The sequence below is a fragment of the Pseudomonas sp. COR18 genome (assembly GCF_048568395.1).
GTDB classification, from domain to species: domain Bacteria; phylum Pseudomonadota; class Gammaproteobacteria; order Pseudomonadales; family Pseudomonadaceae; genus Aquipseudomonas; species Aquipseudomonas fuscovaginae_B.
In genome coordinates, this window is sequence record NZ_CP183808.1 from 6,817,766 (window position 1) to 6,832,561 (window position 14,796).

Annotated in this window: 12 protein-coding genes and 4 pseudogenes; 6 read left to right on the plus strand and 10 right to left on the minus strand. The window is 61.3% G+C overall.

All coding sequences use genetic code 11. From position 1 onward, the window contains the following. Positions 1-97: 97 nt before the first annotated feature. Positions 98-442 (plus strand): DUF6124 family protein, encoded by a 345-nt coding sequence (locus ACM62G_RS30575; protein WP_419736375.1) that lies wholly within the window; start codon positions 98-100, stop codon positions 440-442. 343 nt (positions 443-785) lie between these two features. Continuing rightward, on the plus strand, positions 786-1,868 hold the full coding sequence (locus ACM62G_RS30580; protein ID WP_419736376.1) for a DUF1176 domain-containing protein: 1,083 nt from the start codon (positions 786-788) through the stop codon (positions 1,866-1,868). Positions 1,869-1,882: 14 nt separating this feature from the next. Here the strand turns inward: ACM62G_RS30580 and ACM62G_RS30585 are convergent. The 3 genes and pseudogenes from ACM62G_RS30585 to ACM62G_RS30595 all read right to left on the minus strand — a co-directional run. Then, positions 1,883-2,122, minus strand: a pseudogene (locus ACM62G_RS30585) (hypothetical protein); the annotation flags it as partial. Next, positions 2,097-2,528, minus strand: a pseudogene (locus ACM62G_RS30590) (MFS transporter); the annotation flags it as partial. The pseudogenes ACM62G_RS30590 and ACM62G_RS30585, both read right to left, overlap by 26 nt. Before the next feature lie 348 nt (positions 2,529-2,876). Then, positions 2,877-3,701 (minus strand): helix-turn-helix domain-containing protein, encoded by an 825-nt coding sequence (locus ACM62G_RS30595; RefSeq protein WP_419736377.1) that lies wholly within the window; start codon positions 3,699-3,701, stop codon positions 2,877-2,879. Positions 3,702-3,808: 107 nt separating this feature from the next. Between ACM62G_RS30595 and ACM62G_RS30600 the strand changes: the two genes are divergently transcribed. Further along, complete coding sequence (locus tag ACM62G_RS30600; RefSeq protein WP_419736378.1) at positions 3,809-4,123, plus strand: DUF2834 domain-containing protein; 315 nt, start codon at positions 3,809-3,811, stop codon at positions 4,121-4,123. Beyond that, the gene (locus ACM62G_RS30605; RefSeq protein WP_419736379.1) at positions 4,120-4,551 is read left to right on the plus strand and encodes an MAPEG family protein; all 432 of its coding nucleotides are present in this window, start codon (positions 4,120-4,122) and stop codon (positions 4,549-4,551) included. Before ACM62G_RS30600 ends, ACM62G_RS30605 begins: the two co-directional genes overlap by 4 nt. A gap of 184 nt (positions 4,552-4,735) precedes the next feature. Here ACM62G_RS30605 and ACM62G_RS30610 read toward each other — a convergent pair whose 3' ends face one another. The 4 genes and pseudogenes from ACM62G_RS30610 to ACM62G_RS30625 form a co-directional block, all read right to left on the minus strand. After that, positions 4,736-5,773, minus strand: coding sequence for a GGDEF domain-containing protein (locus ACM62G_RS30610; protein WP_419736380.1), 1,038 nt, complete (start codon positions 5,771-5,773; stop codon positions 4,736-4,738). Between the two features lie 85 nt (positions 5,774-5,858). Further along, a pseudogene (locus ACM62G_RS30615) lies at positions 5,859-6,224 on the minus strand (methyl-accepting chemotaxis protein); the annotation flags it as partial. Positions 6,225-6,398: 174 nt separating this feature from the next. Further along, positions 6,399-7,127, minus strand: a pseudogene (locus ACM62G_RS30620) (PAS domain S-box protein); the annotation flags it as partial. Positions 7,128-7,225: 98 nt separating this feature from the next. Continuing rightward, positions 7,226-8,119, minus strand: coding sequence for a hypothetical protein (locus tag ACM62G_RS30625; protein WP_419736381.1), 894 nt, complete (start codon positions 8,117-8,119; stop codon positions 7,226-7,228). A 524-nt stretch (positions 8,120-8,643) separates the two neighbouring features. On the opposite strand from ACM62G_RS30625, the gene ACM62G_RS30630 reads away from it, so the two are divergent. Next, positions 8,644-8,835: a hypothetical protein gene (locus ACM62G_RS30630; RefSeq protein ID WP_054062621.1), complete on the plus strand. Its 192-nt coding sequence runs from the start codon at positions 8,644-8,646 to the stop codon at positions 8,833-8,835. A 13-nt stretch (positions 8,836-8,848) separates the two neighbouring features. On the opposite strand, the gene ACM62G_RS30635 is transcribed toward ACM62G_RS30630, so the two are convergent. Together ACM62G_RS30635 and ACM62G_RS30640 are read right to left on the minus strand one after the other, a co-directional pair. Then, a complete protein-coding gene (locus ACM62G_RS30635; RefSeq protein WP_419736382.1) occupies positions 8,849-9,811 on the minus strand; it encodes a bifunctional helix-turn-helix transcriptional regulator/GNAT family N-acetyltransferase in 963 nt (320 codons plus the stop codon). A 207-nt stretch (positions 9,812-10,018) separates the two neighbouring features. Beyond that, the gene (locus tag ACM62G_RS30640; RefSeq protein WP_419736383.1) at positions 10,019-12,925 is read right to left on the minus strand and encodes an EAL domain-containing protein; all 2,907 of its coding nucleotides are present in this window, start codon (positions 12,923-12,925) and stop codon (positions 10,019-10,021) included. 228 nt (positions 12,926-13,153) lie between these two features. On the opposite strand from ACM62G_RS30640, the gene ACM62G_RS30645 reads away from it, so the two are divergent. Beyond that, a complete protein-coding gene (locus ACM62G_RS30645; protein WP_419736384.1) occupies positions 13,154-13,462 on the plus strand; it encodes a hypothetical protein in 309 nt (102 codons plus the stop codon). Here the strand turns inward: ACM62G_RS30645 and ACM62G_RS30650 are convergent. Beyond that, positions 13,410-14,780, minus strand: coding sequence for an MFS transporter (locus ACM62G_RS30650; protein WP_419736385.1), 1,371 nt, complete (start codon positions 14,778-14,780; stop codon positions 13,410-13,412). The two genes, ACM62G_RS30645 and ACM62G_RS30650, sit on opposite strands and share 53 nt — an antisense overlap. Between the last annotated feature and the right edge of the window lie 16 nt (positions 14,781-14,796).

Consider the following 14,796-nt stretch of genomic DNA (forward strand, 5'->3'; position numbering starts at 1 on the left):
TCCAAGTGCACCGGTCTGCTAACCTGCGTACGGCTGCCACCTCTCGTTTAGCAGCGACGGTGATAGCTCCCAATCAAGCACTTGGAGTTATCGAATCATGTTCAAACCAACTCCCAACCCGCCAGCCTCGGCAAACATCGACTCTCGAATCGCCGACTGGGCACTGTCCCACCACAACCTCGGCCCGGATGCAGGGCCAAATCCGCTCCCCTCACCCGCCGCGACACGACCACACAACTCACCGACGCCAGAGAGCCAGGAAGACGCCCTGGTCGACATCCACTCGATTCTCCAATCCGCCGCCGCTACCGCCTACGAGCACGCCGACAACCAGACCGGCTCAAACCGCAAGCTGGCAATGGGCATCGTGCACCTGATCGAGTTGGCACAATTGAGAATGGACTCGGTACTGGAGAAACAGAGCGCCAACGCGGTCTGTTGATGGGGCTAGGTGACTGTTTGTACCTCGGCATGTCCCCTGGCAGATGCCCTGGTTGCCGCTGAAGGCCGTGCGGCGGATCCAGAAACGGCGTTCGCCATCAGCGCGCAGATGATCCCTTCGGTGGCGGCAATGGGCAGTTGGACCTGCAGAAGATGGAACTGCATTGGGCCTTTGGCTGACGGCTGCCGTGAGCAAACCGCTGGTCAAGTCGAAGCAGTGGCCCGACCAGCCTCAAGGCGCTGTTGTGACAACGGCTCTTTTTCCTGTGCCCCGCAGCCAACGGTTAACCCTGCGGGTTGATTCATGGCCTAATATCGCCGCCCCCATGCCCAGGTAGTGCTCTATGGCCCGCCCTCTCGTCGCCCTGCTTCTCGTCGTCACCAGTTGCGCTGCCTACGCAGAAGAACAGGTACCGCTCTACCGGGAGATCAAGGACTGGGTGGTCGCGTGCGACAACATTCGCTCGTGCACCGCCATCGGCGCAGTTCCCATGCGCGACGATACGGGCGCCAGGCTCACCTTCAGCCTGCGTATCATCCGCGAAGCGGGGCCCGCAGGCGTATTGCGGGTCGGGATGTTCAGCTATAACCCCGCTACCGGACAGCCGCTGCTCGACAGCAAGCCGCTGCGCACTTCCCTGGCCGCTGGCGAGTTGAAAGAGGGTGATGTGCCCGAGGTCCTGAGTGCGACAGGCGATCAGGCCAAAGCGCTGATCGCGGAGCTGCGTAATGGCAACGAACTGACCCTTCCCACCCAGGACGGCCAGTCGTTCGCCTCCCTGGCCGGTATGAGCGCAGCACTGCTGCTGATGGACTCGGTACAGGGCCGGGTCGGCACCGTCACGGCGCTGGTACGCCAGGGGGCGGCCAGCGCCAGCACTGTAACACCCGCCCCACCCCGTCCGACCCTGCCCCCATGGTATCCGCCAGTGGCGCTGACCCTGCCCCAGGCCCAACACATCCGGGATGTGGTCATGGCGACCACGCGCGCGTCATGGCAGCAGGACCAACTCGACGACACCCCCGCCGAAGGCGAGGCCTTTGCCTTGAGTGACCGCCAGGCGCTGGTGATCATCAAGACCGATTGCGCCGCGTATAACTGTTCATACCGCCTGTATGAAACGCCCATCGCCCATCCCGAACAAGCCCGCCCGGCCAGGATCGATGCAGTGCCGCGGATGCCGGACATGTTGCCCAACGGCAGCATCCGGTTCGATCCGGTCAGCGGGGAGCTCAGCAGCCATGAACTGGCAATGGGCATGGGAGGATGCGGCACGTCACTGCGCTGGCAGTACGACGGCAGCGCGTTCAGGCTGACCCGCGCCGCGCAACTGACCCTATGCGTGGGGCTGAACGAAGCGTACTGGCCCGTGCTGTGGCGAAGCCCGGCGCTCCCAGCCGCCGTCGGGCCTGCCCATGTTGAATGAGGCAGTTTTCTCGCCGAGTTTATCCCGAACGGCCTTGCCGGGTGACTGGCAGTACTGATCGCTCCGGGTTCAGCGGCGTTGCCACCTACCGCCACGGGCCGATCACGCAACCATGGAGCCTGAAGCAACTCGACGGACACAAAGAAGGAGTCCATGTCGACATGGATAAACTTGCGCTCATCATCCTGACGGGCAGCACCCGAAGCAGGTAGCCGGACATCATCCAGATCAATCAGCACGATGTTTGGCATCATCCGAGCCGCCTTTCATATTCCAGCGCAAGGGCGCAACGAACAGCATCAACGTCATCCAGATGAAAGTCGCCGGCCCCGCCAGTACGAAAACCAGGCTGGCGATCAGGCCAGAGACGGCATCACCGATGACGGCGGTGAAGTAGTAGAGGGAGAAATTCCGGCCCACCTGGCGATCGTCGGACAGGCACTGGATATTGGTCACGATGGCGATATCGACGAAGGCGCCGACGAACCCGACCACGAACAGGATCGCCAGGAACAGCCGACTGTGGAACTGCAGAGCGATTGCAGCGGCGAAAAACAACGCACTGGGCAGGTAGCGGAAGAAGTACACCATCCCGATCAGCAACAGGTTCGCTTCGGTCATGGAGACTACCGCAACGGCAAATGCCGTTTCGAAAGCGAATTCACCACACTTGGAGAAGAAGTACCCTACCGAGAGCGTGCGTGTGCTGCGGTTCAGATTCAACGCTTGCATGTCGATACTTCACTTTCTGCCAGCTCAGGCGGCTCAGACGTCATTGATCATCGTGAGTCCCGAAGCTCGCAGAATGGCCGGAAATAAACGATGCAATACGCTGTCATTACGCAACAACTGCGCGTCAGCACCCGTGATACCCAAGGGACGAAGAAAACTTAACAACCGTCCCTTTCAAAGACAAACGCATGCCTGTAAGTAATCATGTCCTGATGGATCGCCGGCACGCGAGAGGCAGACACACCACTGCCGCGCCAAGGCAGCGCTCACCGCCACTCAGAACTGGCCGTGGGCCGCACTCCACTGTTCGAACGCATCCATCATCCGGCGCCGGGTCAATGGATCGGCCGGTATCAGGTGTTCGATTCTCAATGACTCCACGGTGATATCCAGCGGCATGCCGAAGGTCGTGAAGGTGGAGAGAAAACTCAACTCCCCCTCAGGGGTGCACACACGAGTCAGCAGCACAGGATTGGCAGCCAGTGCCTGCGGAGCGATGGCGGGCGCCGGCAGGTTGCGCAAGCGCATGGCAAGTTCCGGATTGCCAACCGACTCCCTGGAAGCGCGTTGCCAGGCAACCGCACGGATCTCGTCGGCATTGGCCAGCCGGTCGCCCAGGCCACCGGGGCACAGCAACATGTCCAGCAGGTTGAGGCCTGAGGCCAGGTCCTGGGCAACGCCTGCCATCGCCAGCAGCAGGCCGGTGCTCACATTGGCGGCGGTGACATTCCAGTGGCTGTCGATCACGATCGCCGGCGCCGGATTGTTCGCCTGCAGGATGTGATCGATGGCCCCATGCACCATCTCCAGGGCGGGCGCATCGAGCGGCGAGGCGGCGTAACGGGGCGCGTAACCGGCGGCGAGAAAGACTTCGTTGCAATGCTCCAGCGAGGCGCCCAGGGCCGAAAGGATGGCGTGCAAGGTGCTGGGGCCGGCCTTCGCGCGCCCGGTTTCGATGCAACTGAGGTGGCGCTGCGAAACCCCGGCCATCAGCGCAAGGTCGAGCTGACTGAGCCCCGCCTGCTGCCGCAACTGCCGCAGGTGTTGACCCGCCGCCAGGCCCTGCGCGGGCCGCTTGTGATGGAACAACTGCTGATTCATGCCTCGCCTCCGACCGTCCCTGTGCCTGGCGTCCATGACCTCACAGGTCATTGAGCGCTCATCACCCTACCACTAGTGTGCCTGCAACCCCTACCCAGGAGAGGACAATGGCACTTCGTTTCATGGCGCTGGCATTGCTGGTGCTCTTTTCGCTTTATACCGGCTGGACGATGCTGATCGCCGAGCAGTCGCTCGTGGCCTTTGGGCTTGAGCTGATGTCGCGGCCTGACACCGCCCAGGTGGTCGTCGACTTGTACCTGATGGCAGCCCTTGCCTGCATCTGGATGCTGAAGGACAACCTATCGCGCGGAGGTTCAGGCATTGCCGTACTTCCCTACCTGCTGCTGACAGCCGTGTTCGTTTCCCTGGGGCCGCTGCTGTACCTCGTGGTCAGGGGCCTTGATGGGGGGCGCCAGGCATGAACACGGCCTTGAACCTCTATGCGCTCTGCGTGGTTGTGCTGTTCCTCAAGATGTTTGCGCTCTCCTGTTATCAGGGCTTCTTCCGCTTGCGACATAAGGCATTCACCAATGCGGAAGACGCCGCCGTTTTCAATCAGGTCGCACAAAAAACGGAACGCCCGGAAGTGATTCGCGCCGCCAAGGCCTGGGCGAACGACCTGGAAAACATCCCGGCCTTCTTCGCATTGGGCGGGCTGGCCATCGCCCTGGATGCACCGGCATTCGTCATCGCCGGGTCGAGCCTGCTGTTCACCCTGGCCAGGGTGCTGCACACGCTGGCCTATCTGACGGGCATCCAGCCTTGGCGAACCGTTTTTTATGGCGTTGGAACCCTGTGCCTGCTGGGGCTCTGCGCGGCTGTCGCGATGAGGGTGGTGATGCCTGGGTAACACCAGCCGGCAAGACAACTCCCGTTCCCTTGCCGGAGGTGTCCTGAACGATTGTTTACCCCCTGATCAGCGAACCCGCCTCGTCGGGGAATGGCCATGAGGCCACGACTCACGCGATGCTTCCGGCAGCCCTGCTGGTTCCCCCAGCGCTGCCGGTCGAGATCAGGTCCGCCAGAATCGCTCGTTACGCCGCCGGAGGAAATGGCGGCGCAAGCGGCTTGCCATCCTGAAAGACCCGGTCCTTGCCGTCCTGCTTGGCTTTATACATATTGCTGTCGGCACACTTGAGCACGGCCGACATATCGGAGGTCGCCGAAAACCGTGCGATGCCCGCACTGCAGGTGTAGTGGTGCGGCGGCGAGACGCTGACGCGGATGGCGGCCAGCAGACGCAGGGCATATTCATGGGCAATCGCGTCATCGTCGCCCAGCAGCAAGACACCGAATTCCTCGCCGCCGAGCCGCCCGACACTATGGCTGCCCGGCGTCGACTTCAGGCAGGTGGCCATGGCGCATAAAATCCTGTCGCCGATATCGTGACCATATTGATCGTTTTTCAGTTTGAAACTGTCGATATCCAACATGATGAAGTAGCCACTATTCCCCTGTGCCAGCACCTTCTGGAAACTACCCATGAATGCACGCCGATTGAGCAGAGAGGTGAGAAAATCCGTCTCCGCCAACGTTCTGAACTCACTTTCGATCAACAGCACCGACCGCATATTCCTCAAGTAGGTCAGATTCAGGATAAAGCCGATCATCATGGAGAAGATGCAAAACAGCACCAGATAAATCTCCAGCCCCTGGTACGCACCGACATCGAGACTGGGCCATATCAATATCCAGACGGCCGTGGTGGAGATCAGGTAATCCTGAATCGTGATAAATAATATGGCGCTGCCTACTACCATGATCACCGCAAGCGGAAGAGAAAAAATACGCAATGCCACGTGAGCCTCGATCACCTGTACAAAACCGAGGGCCAGGAAAAAAATATAAAGGCCACCCAATACTCGCCATACGGGAAAGCTGGTCACCACACGATGGAAGTACCAGAGAGCCAGCAGGCACGCCGTGACCAGTACATTTGCAAGATTCAATCCCGACAGGGGATCAAGCAGCAGTACCCATAACCATGCGACCAGTCCTGCCAATTCCGCCTTGGTTACCGCTGGCGATAATAATGTACGCATTCTCGGCCTGATCTTGAAAGTCGCCGGCATTGTTCAACTCCTCTTCCCGTAACGACTCAAGTGCAATGTCCAAAGGAAACGCCCCGTTTCCCATGACAGATACCCATGGCGCAGATCAACTCAAGTCGCTGGTGACCCTGCCAATGGCATCAACCACTTGCTTGGCGCCCTGCTGGATATCTCCCATTGCCATGCCTGCCTGCTCCGCCAGCCCCAGCAAATGGTCGGCCTGGTCCCTGCTGCCCTGGACAAGCACCGCGGCTTGATCGGCCAGTTCCCGGTTTTGTCGCACCACGTGGGTAATCTCTTGCGTGGCCGCGCTGGTACGGCCGGCGAGCTTGCGTACCTCATCCGCCACGACTGCGAAACCACGCCCATGGGTTCCTGCGCGCGCGGCTTCGATAGCAGCGTTAAGCGCCAGGAGATTGGTCTGGGTGGCAATGGCGCCGATGGTGTCCACGATGGAGCCGATCAACTGGGACTGCGACTCCAGCGCTGTCATGCTGTCGGTCACTGAAGCCATCTGCTGCGCAATGGTTTGCGTGCCAAGAATCGAAGCAGCGGCCAGTTCCATGCCTCGATTCGCTTTCACATCGGTATCGCGCGATACGTCGTAGGCCATGTTCGCGGCCTGCTTGATCACCTCGGCTTTCTCGACCTGTTCGGTCACTACGCTGGCGAATTTGGTGATTTTGTACACCCGGCCGGAGGCATCCTTGACCGGGTTATAGGTGGCCTCCAGCCATACCACTCGACCGCGTTTGTCCACCCGACGAAAACGTCCGGCACTGAACACGCCCCGATTCAAAGACTTCCAGAACTCGGCGTAATCTGCCGAAGCCACGTCCTCGGCCAGACAGAACAGGCGGTGGTGCCGCCCCTGGATCTCCGCCAGGCTATAACCCATCGCCTGGATAAAGGCCTCGTTGGCAGAGAGAACCTCACCCGCAAGATTGAACTGGACCATGGCCATCGAACGGTTCAGCGCACTGAACATTTCGATGACCTCCTGCTCCTTCTGCGCCAAGGGCGGCGTGATGAAACCGTACCCCTGGAAGGCGCGATCCGCCGCGTTGAGCCAACACATGCCGAGTACCACGGCACGACCGTCGGCGGCGGTATAGCATTGCTGTTCAATGGCTCGCGGATTCGCCGCAAATCCACCCTGCGGCTCAGCCATGAGCTCGCCCATCGCCCTGCCTGACAGATCACTCGACGAGTACCCCAGTGCCTCTGCGAAACGCTGGTTGGCCGAGACGATCCGGCCCGTTCCATCGACCCTTACTGAAAGAAAAACCGAGTCGATGTCGGTGATCGTCCCCAGCAATGTGGTCAGATCCTGCCGACAGTCGAACAGGGCATTCTTGATGCGACGATTAAACACACTGACCTCCGGTATCAATGAGTACAACGAACAAGGACGGTACCTGGCGATCAAGTCGCTCTCAACGGCGCGGCCAAGGAACAGGCCCGCTCATCGGCCTAGAGGCCGCGAAAGTTCCAACCTTCGACAGTCTCGCTATTCGCACAGCTGTCTTTGACACCCAACTCCATGCTCACCCGTGCCACCGCAAAATTGATGGACATGGCCCGCCGAATCAGTTCGAGGAACGCAGGACTCAGTTCGACCAGATTCTGGTGGCATTTGAAATATCCCTGCAGTTTTCCCTCTTTGATCATGCGTCGCATATGAGTCTTGGAGACCCCGAGGCGCGATGAGAGCTCAATATAAGACGATACGTTATAACCTCTCTCCAGCGAGCCGTTGCGCAAGGCATCGGTATACAGCGCGAGCATCGGCAGGTGGCCGCCATCACGATTCATGATCCACTTAGCTTCGGGCAAGAGCTTGTCGAGCATCAGGTCCGCTTCCAGTAACCTGGCAAACCCGCGGAAAAAAATCTGCAGCAAATCCGTAGATCCTCCAAGCTCCGCCAACCAACTATCGTAGGGAGGAATGATCTGCGAGGGCAGCAAGTACGACTTGATAATACGGCTGGCTTCAAGCAACGCCATTTCGGTAGGCCCGAAAATACGCTGGCGCCCATCTTCGGCATGCAGGCCAATATGCATATAACCGGTAATAAACAAGAATGAACAATAGGAATCCAGACTGTTGCGCGACAGATAGCCACGCTCCTGACAAAAAGCCTTGACTCTGGACAGAGGAATCCGATTATCGCTGAAATTAAAACTCAACAACGAGAGAGCCACCATGAGCCTGTCATATTTTAAAAGATTTTTATAAAAAAGGGGCTTTCTCCGATAACTTTCCATTACCAGGTCGAAATGCAAAAGAATAGCTCCATCCATATCGCCCTGGGTCATCTCGGAACTGGTCTCTTTCAAATACTCAAGCAGATCAGTTTTATTCATCAACGCTCAACAACCCTCACAAGACGACCTTAAACAGCTGCTACAGCGTTGCTGACAGTATAGGCATATTCGATCAGCTGGTTAGTTCACCCCAAAAATGTTCCATGGTTTTCCCTTGCCGGAATTACCCTTGATTTCGTACGGATACGGTCAATTTCTTTAATCGATCTCTGCCTGGTAGCCAGCGACTGTACTGGCAGTTCAAATGGGCTTGCCCGATCTTCAGACCTTCCGTTTACACCCATTCACTTCAATACGGCAGTCCTCGGTTATTTCATCCAGATAAGGGGCTATCTTCTCTTCATCCAGCATGATCAGGGTCCGCCCGGCCGCAGCTCGCAAAGGCGCTCCTTTTTAATTCAACCGAAACAACACCCGCGCAAGCACGAATGCGTGCTCTATGGGCAAAGTGATGGTAGCGTGTGCCCGCGCCCTGTCGCCGGCAGGCAAGCGGCGTCGAGCGCGGATTGGCCGAGACCAGCCCATGACGATCAGCAAAGCACAGACAGGTAGTTGTCCTCACCATGCCATTCACCCGCCCACCCGAAGCGCTGGCACGCCAGATCGAGCAACTCGAGGAGGCGGTCGTGCGTATGCGCGAACAGGCATCGGTGCTGGCCGGCGAGAGGCTGTTCGTCGCTGCGGAACAACTCCTGGAAAACGCCAGCACGCTGGAGCATGCCACGGCAAACCTGAAATCCACGGCCGGTCGATAGCCGCTCGCGCCCCTCAACGAGCGAGCCGGGCCCTGGTGCGGATGAATTGCTGTTCAGTGACAACCGTCCCCCACTGGCTGCCCTGCTCCTGCTTCACCAGCTCGAACCCCTGGGCCTCATAAAGTCGCCGCGCAGCGTCGAGGCCGCTGAACGTCCAGAGTCGAGTCGCATCGAACCCGGCATCGTCACAGAAGCCCAGCGCCTCGCTCAACAACCGACGCCCCACCCCACTCCCTCGACAGCCATCGTCCAGGATGAACCAGCGCAGGTGGGCCTCGTTGTTGCCCAGGTCCTGCCCGTCGATGGCGATCGAACCCACAATGCGTCCATGGTGAGTCGCGAGCAATAACCGGTTGCACGGCTGGTCGAGACGCCCGACGAACTCGGCAACAGCGGTGGCCACCTGGCTTTCGAACACTTGGCCGAACCCTGCCAGCCGGGAGTAGAACGCCGCATGCATCTCGGCTATCCGGCCCACCACGCCTGGTCGATATCCGCTAATGATGCTGATGCCATGGGCTGCAGGCTCGGCAGAACCCAGTCGCCTTGCGGACAAGGCGCGAGCATAGGCCGCCAGGCCCTGCGCGACCACCTGCTGCTCGGTCGGGTTCAGGTGGCCCAGCGCGGCGCTGACTTGCAACTGGCCATAGCCATGGATGTCTGCAACGGTCTTTCTACCGTGAGGGGTCAGACGCAGCAGCTTGGCGCGGGCATCGTCATGACTGGCCGTCTCTTCCAGTTCGCCGGCCTCGATCAGCTTGCTCACCATGCGGCTCACACTGGATTTCTCAAGCCCCAGAACCTGCACCAGTCGGGCGGCCGTCATTACTCCCTGCGCGTCGATCTCCAGCAAGGTGTGCACGGCGGATGCCGAATGGTCGGTCCCCGCCAGTGTCGTGCGCATGAACCCCAGTTCACGCACCATGGTGCGTGAGGCCGAGCGTATTTCATCGATCAGTAAGGAGCTGTCGTTCATGGGAAATGCCCGCCGCCAAATAGTTGCATCATACAACCATTACTTTGACGGCCTGTCCAGCGCTCCCTGGCCCCTCCGTAAGCCATCAGCCCTCAACACCCGTGTAGGAGCGGGCTTGCCCGCGAACACCGGCGCAGCCGGTGCCACCCACCGAGTTGTCCGCTTCGCGGGCAAGCCCACTCCCACAGGGGCGCGCCGAAGCCGCCACTAGGGGATCCAGGACCGGGCGTTCTCCCCGCACCCTCTCAGTGCTTCCAACCCCATCGGTTTGGCGAAGTAATAGCCCTGCGCCTGCCCCGCCCCCATTTCGCGCAGCAGTTCCAGGGTCTCCTGATCCTCGACCCCTTCCGCCACCACACTCAGATCCAGCGATTCCGCCATCCGTACGATGGCCCGTACGATCGCCCGGCTGCGCGCGCTGCCGGTCAGCTCGAAGATGAACGACTTGTCGATCTTCAACCCGCTGAAACGGTACTGGTGCACATAGCTCAGCGACGAGAACCCCGCACCAAAGTCATCGAGTACCACCGACATGCCGTTGTCGGCCAGCCGCTGCATGGTCTGCCGGGCAATCGCCGGTTCGGCCACCAGCGCGCCCTCGGTCAGTTCCAGGCAGATCCGCGACGGCGAGACGCCATGCTGCGCCAGCAGCGCCAGCACATCACCGGCAAAGTCCGGGCGGGTGATGCTGTAGCTGGAGCAGTTGACGTGCACCGCCGGCCAATCGGCGTGCTCGGGTTGGGCAAGGATCGCGGCGACGCTGCCGAGCATGTACAGGTCCAGCCGGCCGATCAGGCGCAGGCCCTCGAAATCCGTCAGGAATTCGCCCGGGGCGATCACCCGCCCGCCCGGCTGGTGCCAGCGGACCAGCGCTTCCAGGGCCAGCAGTTCGCCGGTTTCAACGTTGACGATCGGCTGGAAGTACGGCAGCAGCTCGTCGCTGCGCTTGAGTGCGTTGCGCAGGGCCCCTTCCCGCTCGACCTGGTCCGAGACCTCGCGGCGCAGTTCCTGGTTGAACACCGCGTAGCTGTCGCGCCCGGCGCTCTTGACCCGGTACATCGCCGCATCGGCGTCGCGCAGCAGGTCGGCGGGCTCGTGGTGGAACTGGCTGTCGGCACTGACGATGCCGATGCTGCAGGAAGAAAAGACTTCATGGCCGTTGATCAGGAACGGCAGGTCGAACGCCACCAGGATCCGTTCGGCGACTTCGGTCACCACCTCCAGCGGCGCATCGGGGACGAGTACCGCAAACTCATCGCCGCCCAGCCGTGCCAGCATGTCGCTTTCGCGCAGGCAACCGCGCAGACGCTGGGCCGCCTGCATCAACAGCAGGTCGCCAAAGTGATGGCCAAGGCTGTCGTTGACCATCTTGAAGCGATCGAGGTCGATGAACATCACCGCCAGGTGCCCGCCTGCGCTGTCGAAGTGCGACCAGGCCAGGTTCAGACGCTGCTGCAGGTAGGTACGGTTCGGCAGCCCGGTCAGCGCATCGTGGGTGTTCTCGTGCTGCAGCTTGGCGTTGGCATGGTCGAGTTCGCGGGTGCGGCTCTGCACCCGGGCCTCGAGCATGAGGTTGGCGGCATGGATCGCCTCGGCTGCGCTGCGCCGCGACAGCGCGGTGTCGATGTGCCGCGAGACGAACGTCAGCAGTTCCTGGTCGCGCTGGGTGTAGCGCACCTGCGCGGTGTAGCTTTGCACCGCGAGCACGCCACGCACCACGTCGCCATCGAACAGTGGGATGCCCAGCCAGGAGTGGGAACGGACGTTGTCTTGCGGCGCGTCGATCTCGCCGATCGAGGTCAGCCGGTCGACCTCGTCGACGTCGAACAGGCAGGGCCGGCGCTGGCGGATCACGTACTCGGTCAGGCCGCGGCAGCCGCGCCGGGGGGCCGGACGGTTGGTCTGGCGTTCGTCGACGTAATAGGGAAAGGTCACCTCGCCCGTCGCGTCGTCGAACAGCGCAATATAGAAGTTCTGCGCGAACAGCAGCGCACCCACGATGTCATGCAGGCTCTGGAACAACTCGGCCATGTCGCCGGGCCGGCTCGACAATTCGGCGATCTGGAACAATACGCTCTGCAGGTGCTCGGCGCGCTCGCGGTCCAGTATTTCCTGGCGCAGCGCGTCGTTGAGCGCCGACAGTTCGAGGGTGCGGCGCATCACCGTTTCTTCCAGGTCCGCGCGGTGCAGCATGCGGTCCAGCGCCATCGCCACATGGCGGGCCACCACCAGGAACAGCGCGCGGTCCTCGGCGCTGTAGATGCGCGACACGTCGTAGACCTGCATGGCGAGCATGCCGAACACCTCGTCCGAGGCGTTTTTCAGCGGCGCCCCCATCCAGAACTCGGGGCGGTCGCCCACGCAATAGAAGCGCTGCTCGGCCTGGGCGGCGAGGATCCCGGCGGCGTCGATCAGCAGCGGCTGGCCGCTGGTCAGCACCTGCCCGGTCAGGGACAGGTGATCGGGGTCGAGGTATTCGTAGTTTTCGGACTGCAGGGCCTGGGTGTCGATGATGTCGACATAGTACGGGTAGTCGATCTTGCCGGTGTGCGGGTCGTACAGCGCGAGGTAGAAGTTCTCGGCGTCGATCAGGCTGGCCAGCAGCCGGTGAATGCCCACCAGGAACACCGAGCGGTCACGGGTCGAACTGGCCAGGTAGATGATTTCATAGAGCACCCGCTGGGTGACCTGCGCCCGCGCCAGGGCATCGGCCTGCACCTGGACACCCAGGCGTCGGGCGAATTCGGCAAGTGCCGGCTGCGTGGCCTGCTCGAGCGGCGCGAGCAACCAGCCCAGGACGCTTTCGCCACGGCCGGTGGGCCAACGGTGCAGGTGTCGGGCCCGGCAAAAGGCTTCGAATTCGTCATTCGAGACAATGGACGGCCACTGCGCCCGGGGGTCGCCCTGCCCGACCAGGTGCAACTGTTCGCCGGCGCGATAGACCGCCCAGGCGCTGGTGTGAACCCAGTTGCGCGCCGAGTCCAGCAGTTGCTCGATCGTGTCCTCGTTGTCCGCGGCAATCGCGGCAATGTCCGAGTGACCTTCCTGTTGATCGGCGACGGTATCGCAATCGTTCGATTGCCCAGAGGAGTCGGTCAAGCGACGAAAACTCATCAACACTCCCAGAGCCAAAACTGGCGATACTCAGTGACTGACCGCTAGCGATCCGCTCTCAGGTCAACCCCATGGCGTTCTTTGAATCGTTTATATGTCGGGTGCCAGCCATAGTGCCTTAATGCCATATTGACAGTATCGAGGCGCGTTGAGAATGGGTCTGAGACAGGAGTTTTCCGAACGGTAAATGGGGCCTGATAGGCTCACTCGGACGTGGGTGACGGGGGGATGGCCGCCATTGGCGGTTCGCGGTCAAGGCCAACGGCCGTGTGCATCCGGCCAATCAACGCAACTACCTGGAGTTTCAGGGTTTTCGCCGCGCTCGACGACGTCCATGAAACCGTCGCCGAGGGCGACAACGCGGTCCTGGCGATGCCTGCTCATGTCACCCGGCTCAACGCAGATATTGGCCGCTTCGAAGCCATGCGGATGCTTTCATTCGACCGGGATGAGTTGGTGACGCGGTGGTATGCGGTTGAATCCCTCATTCCAGGCACAACGGAGCATCGCGGCAAGCGCTCGGTTTCAGTCCACTGAAAGCGATTGCCATCGCCAACAGCAAGGCCGCCACGCAACCACCGAGCGCCAGGTTGATGCCAGGTAGACTCGCCGTGCCACCGAGCAGCGCAACCCCCATCACACCGCCCATCTGCCGGGCCGCGTTGAGGGTGCCGGAGGCTGTTCCGGCATAGTGTGCCGGCACCGCTTCGAGCATCGAGTGGGTGAGCGTGGGTATCGCCAGCGCGATACCGCCTCCAGCCAGCAGCATCGGCAGGATCAACAGTCGGTAAGACTGCTCGGCCAGCGCCGCCAGCATCAGCCCGTAGCCACAGGCGGAAATGCCCAGGCCCAGCATCACCAGGGTGCGACCCGACCAGCGCCCTGCCAGATGCCCGGCCAGCAGGTTCATCACCATCAGCACTCCCATCATCGGCAGGAAGGCCAACCCCGTGCTCTCGGGCGTCCAATGCCATTGCGCCTGGAAGTACAGGCTGAAGGTAAAGACCATGCCGTAGAACACCAGGTTGGCGATCAATCCGACGCTCATCGTGCACCTGACCACCCGGTTGCGCAGGACAGCTGGTGGCAGCATGGCATTGGGGTTGCCGTTCTGCAGATGGAGAAACAACCCTGCGGCCAACAGGCAGACCACGAAGGCCGCCAGCACCAACGGATTGCTCCAGCCCTCATGACCGGCTTCGGTCAGCGCCAGCGTGAGCATGACCAGGGCCAAGGCGCCACAGAGTTGCCCGGGCAAGTCCAGCTTGCGCCCGGGCTGCCCCGTTCCGGCGGGAATGCCGCCGAGCGTGAGCCACAGCCCCAGCAGACCGATCGGCAGGTTGATCAGGAACACACTGCGCCAACCCCAGTGCTCGACCAACACCCCGCCGAGCACTGGCCCGGCCGCCAGCGCAATACCACCACCGGCACTCCACCAGCCCACGGCCCGACTACGCTGGGCAGGATCGATATAGAGCTGGCGCAGCAAGGCGAGTGACGTCGGCACCAACAAGGCCGCGCCGAATCCCTGGATGACCCGCCAGCCGACCAGCCCCCGGAGCGTCGAGGCCACCCCAGCACCCAGCGAGGCGCCGGTGAACAGCACCAGGCCGATCAGGTACAGGCGCCTGGCGCCCAGGCGATCACTCAACGTACCCGCCAGCAACAGCGAGGCGGCAAACACCAGGGCATAGGCATTGACCACCCATTGCAAGCCGCGCACATCCGTGTCCAACGCGCTGCGCAAGGTATCGAGGGCCACATTGACGACGCTCACGTCGATCAGAACGATGGCGAAACCGAGGCAGGCCGCCAGCAACGCTCGGGTGGAAGGGGATTGCGGATGCTCAGTCATGTCCGACTCCTCAAGG

Excerpts from the sequence above, each read along its gene's own strand:
- ACM62G_RS30650 (WP_419736385.1), bottom strand. The coding sequence starts at position 14,780 with ATGACTGAGCATCCGCAATCCCCTTCCACCCGAGCGTTGCTGGCGGCC.
- ACM62G_RS30610 (WP_419736380.1), bottom strand. The coding sequence starts at position 5,773 with ATGCCGGCGACTTTCAAGATCAGGCCGAGAATGCGTACATTATTATCG.
- ACM62G_RS30595 (WP_419736377.1), bottom strand. The coding sequence starts at position 3,701 with ATGAATCAGCAGTTGTTCCATCACAAGCGGCCCGCGCAGGGCCTGGCG.
- ACM62G_RS30625 (WP_419736381.1), bottom strand. The coding sequence starts at position 8,119 with ATGAATAAAACTGATCTGCTTGAGTATTTGAAAGAGACCAGTTCCGAG.
- ACM62G_RS30600 (WP_419736378.1), top strand. The coding sequence starts at position 3,809 with ATGGCACTTCGTTTCATGGCGCTGGCATTGCTGGTGCTCTTTTCGCTT.
- ACM62G_RS30605 (WP_419736379.1), top strand. The coding sequence starts at position 4,120 with ATGAACACGGCCTTGAACCTCTATGCGCTCTGCGTGGTTGTGCTGTTC.
- ACM62G_RS30635 (WP_419736382.1), bottom strand. The coding sequence starts at position 9,811 with ATGAACGACAGCTCCTTACTGATCGATGAAATACGCTCGGCCTCACGC.
- ACM62G_RS30645 (WP_419736384.1), top strand. The coding sequence starts at position 13,154 with ATGGCCGCCATTGGCGGTTCGCGGTCAAGGCCAACGGCCGTGTGCATC.
- ACM62G_RS30580 (WP_419736376.1), top strand. The coding sequence starts at position 786 with ATGGCCCGCCCTCTCGTCGCCCTGCTTCTCGTCGTCACCAGTTGCGCT.
- ACM62G_RS30575 (WP_419736375.1), top strand. The coding sequence starts at position 98 with ATGTTCAAACCAACTCCCAACCCGCCAGCCTCGGCAAACATCGACTCT.
- ACM62G_RS30640 (WP_419736383.1), bottom strand. The coding sequence starts at position 12,925 with ATGAGTTTTCGTCGCTTGACCGACTCCTCTGGGCAATCGAACGATTGC.
- ACM62G_RS30630 (WP_054062621.1), top strand. The coding sequence starts at position 8,644 with ATGCCATTCACCCGCCCACCCGAAGCGCTGGCACGCCAGATCGAGCAA.